Origin of the sequence: Promineifilum sp. (SeqCode) (assembly GCF_041918635.1) — a bacterium.
Lineage (GTDB): Bacteria > Chloroflexota > Anaerolineae > Promineifilales > Promineifilaceae > Promineifilum.
The window spans coordinates 1-4,299 of record NZ_JAYRVJ010000019.1; the positions used below are offsets into that span (position 1 = coordinate 1).

General features: G+C 68.4%; 3 protein-coding genes. 2 read left to right on the forward strand and 1 reads right to left on the reverse strand.

All coding sequences use genetic code 11. The features are described 5' to 3' along the window. Nucleotides 1-239: 239 nt before the first annotated feature. Complete coding sequence (locus ACE3UY_RS00830; protein ID WP_374685661.1) at nt 240-1,016, reverse strand: PHP domain-containing protein; 777 nt, start codon at nt 1,014-1,016, stop codon at nt 240-242. Nucleotides 1,017-1,320: 304 nt separating this feature from the next. Here ACE3UY_RS00830 and ACE3UY_RS00835 point away from each other — a divergent pair, with 304 nt between their 5' ends. Beyond that, a complete protein-coding gene (locus ACE3UY_RS00835; RefSeq protein ID WP_374685662.1) occupies nt 1,321-2,310 on the forward strand; it encodes a hypothetical protein in 990 nt (329 codons plus the stop codon). An 18-nt stretch (nt 2,311-2,328) separates the two neighbouring features. Then, the gene (locus tag ACE3UY_RS00840; protein WP_374685663.1) at nt 2,329-4,107 is read left to right on the forward strand and encodes a R3H domain-containing nucleic acid-binding protein; all 1,779 of its coding nucleotides are present in this window, start codon (nt 2,329-2,331) and stop codon (nt 4,105-4,107) included. The last annotated feature ends 192 nt before the right edge of the window (nt 4,108-4,299 follow it).

The following is a 4,299-nucleotide window of genomic DNA, read 5'->3' on the forward strand; positions in this document are numbered from 1 at the left end:
GAGGCCATCCAGCGCGAGGCCGACCACGTCATCTACGTGCCCGAGGCGTCGCCGCTGCTGGCCCCCATCGTCAACGTCGTGCCGCTCCAGCTGCTCAGCTACCACATCGCCGTTCGCCGCGGCGCGGACGTAGACCAGCCGCGCAACCTGGCCAAGAGCGTGACAGTCGAATGACAAATAGGGACTAGGGGATAGGTTCTAGGGACTAGGGAAGAGCGCTCTTCCCTAGCCCCTAGAACCTATCCCCTAACCCCTAGCGCGTCGCTCGTCACGCCCAGCACCGTCGGCATCAACCCGGCGTCGCTCAGCACGGCGCGGGCCAGATCGAGATTCTGCCCCATCTGGCCGACGCGGTGGGCGTCGGAGTTGACCACGACGCGCCGGCCGCCCTCTTCGCGGAACCAGCGCAACATCGTCACCAGCGCCGGCCGCCAGCCGGGCGTCTGATTCAACAGCCGCGTGTTGAGCTCCAGCGCCAGACCGCGCCAGGCGATGGTCGCCAGCGCGTCGCGTATGACGCTTTCCAGCGCCGCCGGCTGGAAGGTGGCCCCCAGCAGCGTGCCGCGCCACAGGATGCGGTCGAAGTGAGCCACCACGTCGATGTCGGAGAAGTCGCCGGCCATGTGGCCGAGCGCGGCGAAGTAGTCGGCGTACACGTCCAGCGGATCGCGCCCGGCGAAGCAGGCCGCGTCGTGGATGTTGTGATCGTAGAGCCAATGCAGCGAGGCGACGCGCACCTCGAACGGATAGCCGGCCAGCAGGGCCGCGGCCTCCGCTGAAAAGTCGTGGGGGTTGCCCAACTCGACGCCGCTGAGAACGGCCAGCCCGCGCGGGGCGAACTGCCGCTTGCAGCGCTCCAGTTCGATGAAGTAGCCGTCAACGTCCAGCGTCCCGCGCCAGTGGGGGTGCCATTCGGCGTGCTCCGTGATGGCGATCTCGTTAAAGCCGAGCGCCAGCGCCCGCCAGCAGAGCGCCTCGATGGAGTCCTGGCCATCCACGCTGAAAGTCGAGTGCATGTGATAGTCAGTTGTAATATCAGTGCGATTCATAATGCTACCGATTATGGCCGCGTATGCCGCACCGCGTCAATAGGTGGGGGTTAACAGTGTGTAAACAGTAAGGAAAGCGCATGCTTGGGGTAGGTTGGGAGCGGGGGCGCAGGGGAGTGGGGGAGCAGGGGAGAATCGCAAATCCACGTGGCCTGCTGTTAATTGCCTCTTGCCCCCCTGCTCCCCCGCCCTCTTCCTAATCAATTGCTTTGCGCCCTTGCTAACCCGCCTGGGCATTGTTACACTTACCGCAATGGTCCGGCCCTTTGACTTGCGCGATCTAACCCTGATTCGCCGTCTGGGCGAACGAGGTATCCCGCTGCATACCGCTTCCGCCCGGATCGAGAATTATCACCCCTTGCGGGGCGCGCTCGTCAGCATGCTGGTGGGCGGCGAGTACCCCACCTTCGTCTGGAAACCCGACAACGGCGAGAGCGCCGGCTTCATCCAGTTGCGTGTCTCCAACGGCGGCCCGCAGGCTCGCGTGCTCTACATCAGCCCGCGCTGCGACCCGGCCAACAGCCACGCCGCGGACTTGACGCCGCTGCACAGCCCCGAGTGCGCCATCTGGCTGTCCCTGCTCGATGGGGCCGTGGCCGAGGTTGGCCGGCAGCGTGGCATCCACCACGTCATCGCCGAGGCCGACGAACATGGGTCGGAGATGTTGGTGTTGCGCCGGGCGGGTTTCGCCGTCTACACTCGCCAGGACGTGTGGGGCGTGGACGCGGCGAACTACCGGCCGCGCGGCGCGGCGGCGCGCCCGCTCACCCGGCGCTTGCCGGCCGACGATTGGGATATCCAGCTGCTCTACGCCAACACCGTCCCCCGGCTGGTGCAACTGGTCGAGCCTGCGCCGCCCACCGGCGACGGCGAAAGCTGGGTGCTGCGCGACGGCGACGAGTTGGCCGCTTTCGTGACCATTCGAAGAGGGCCAATCGCCTCCTGGTTGCGCTTCTTCATCCACCCCGACGCCGAATCGGAGGCGGATGAGATCGTCGCCTCCGCTCTGGAAATGGCCTTCGCCGGCGAACCGCAACGGGTCTATTGCTGCGTGCGGCGCTACGAAAGCTGGCTGCCCAGCACCCTGACGCGCAGCGGATTTGTGGTCGATAGCAGCCAGGCGGTGATGGTGCGCCACACCGTTCATCACGTATCACGGGCCATGCCGGAAACGGCTGTCGCCCTGGAAGGACAGAGAATACCCGCCTCATCGCCCATGATCCGGCACTTCCAACCGCCGTCGAATCAGGATCAGGGCTGAGGCACTGTATAGGCCATCATGGATTCTAAACAGTCGCACGAAGACTTACGCACACTACTTTCTATTCTGCCGCAGACAATCGAAGAAAGCGTTGAGCGCGAGGGAAACGAGGACGAACTGCTCGAGATCGTCATGGATCTCGGCCGCGTGCCCACGGCCCGCTACACGGACGGCGAGCGCGTTCTGCACGAGACGGAGGTCAGCCGCGAGGAGATCGATCAGGTTGTGGCCGGCATCGGCGACTTCGACGACGACAACCGCGCCGGCATCGCCCGCACGCTGCACCGCATCTCCGGCATCCGCAACCGGCACGCCCAGGTCGTCGGCCTGACCCTGCGCGTCGGCCGCGCCGTCTACGGCACCATCGAGATCATCGAGGACATCATCGCCGAAGGGCACAGCATCCTCATCCTGGGCCGCCCCGGCGTGGGCAAGACGACGATGCTGCGCGAGATGGCCCGCGTGCTGGCCGAGAAGAAGCGCGTCATCATCGTCGATACCAGCAACGAGATCGGCGGCGACGGCGACATCCCTCACCCGGCCGTCGGCCGCGCCCGCCGCATGCAGGTCCCGCGCCCGTCCCACCAGCACGAGACGATGATCGAGGCCGTGGAAAACCACAATCCCGAGGTCATCGTCATCGACGAGATCGGCCGGGAGCGCGAGGCCGAGGCGGCGCGCACGATCAACGAGCGCGGCGTCCAGCTCATCGGCACCGCCCACGGCAACACGCTGGAAAACCTGCTGCTGAACCCGACGCTGTCCGACCTGGTCGGCGGCATCGAGAGCGTCACCCTGTCCGACGAAGAGGCGCGCCGCCGCGGCACGCAGAAGACCGTCCTGGAGCGGCGCGCGCCGCCCACGTTCGACGTGCTCATCGAGTTGCAGGATCGCCGCCACCTGCTGATCCACCGCGACGTGACCAGCTCCGTCGATGCCATGCTGCGCGGCGAGCCGGTGCAGGTCGAACTGCGCTATACCGATGACGACGGCCAGATCCACAGCGAGCGCCAAAACCTGATCATCACCTCGGCCGCCGTCACCGGACGGCGCACGACCGGCCCCGGCATGCGCCAGGGGCGCGGGCGCGAGGTGCGCGGAGTTGGCCCGGCCGCCGGCGGCCCCACTGCCGGCGGGCCGATGGCCGGGAGTATGGGCGGCCTGGGCGGGCAACCGGGCGGCCCTGGCCGGCGCGGCGACGACCGCCGCCCCACGCCGGCCCTGCCGCCGACGCGCGAGTTCGTACCGGCCGGCGATGACGATGGCAGCGTGAGCGCCGAGACGTACAGCGCGGGCAACGGCGGCGCGCGCAATGGCGGGGGGCGCACCATCCGCGTCTTCGCCTATGGCGTGGCCCGCAACCGGCTCTACCAGGCGGCCAAGCACCTGGGCGTGAAGCTGGTGGTGGCCGAGACGCTGGAGGAGGCGGACGTGCTGGTCACGCTCAAGAGCTACTACCGCAAGCGCCGCCGCCTCGTCAGCGACGCCGAGCAGCACAACGTTTCCGTCTACGTCCTGCGGGCCAACACGGTCAGCCAGATGGAGCGCTTCCTGGTGGAGGCGCTGGGCCTGGAGGCGCCCGCGTCCGCCGACCCTTTTGAGTCGGCCATCGCCGAGACGGAACGCGCCATCGCCGCCGTCCAGTCGGGCCAGACCAGCGCCGACCTGCGGCCCGTAGGCGCGGCCATCCGCCGCTACCAGCACGAAATGGTGCGCCAGGCCAATCTGGTTTCCCACAGCTACGGCCGCGAGCCTTATCGCCACGTCCGCGTCTTTAACACGGCTCGCAACGAGTAGTAGCTCAAGCATGCAGGGGAGCGGAGGTGGGGGGGGGGGGGGGGGGTAGTGGCCGGGGGGCCGGGCGGGGGTGAGCCCCCCCCCCCCCCCCCCCCCCCCCCCCCCCCCGGGCGCCCCCGGGGCCCGGGGGGGGGGGGGGGGCCCCGGGCGGTGGCGCCCGAACACCCCCCCCCGCGCCCCAACCCCCCCCCC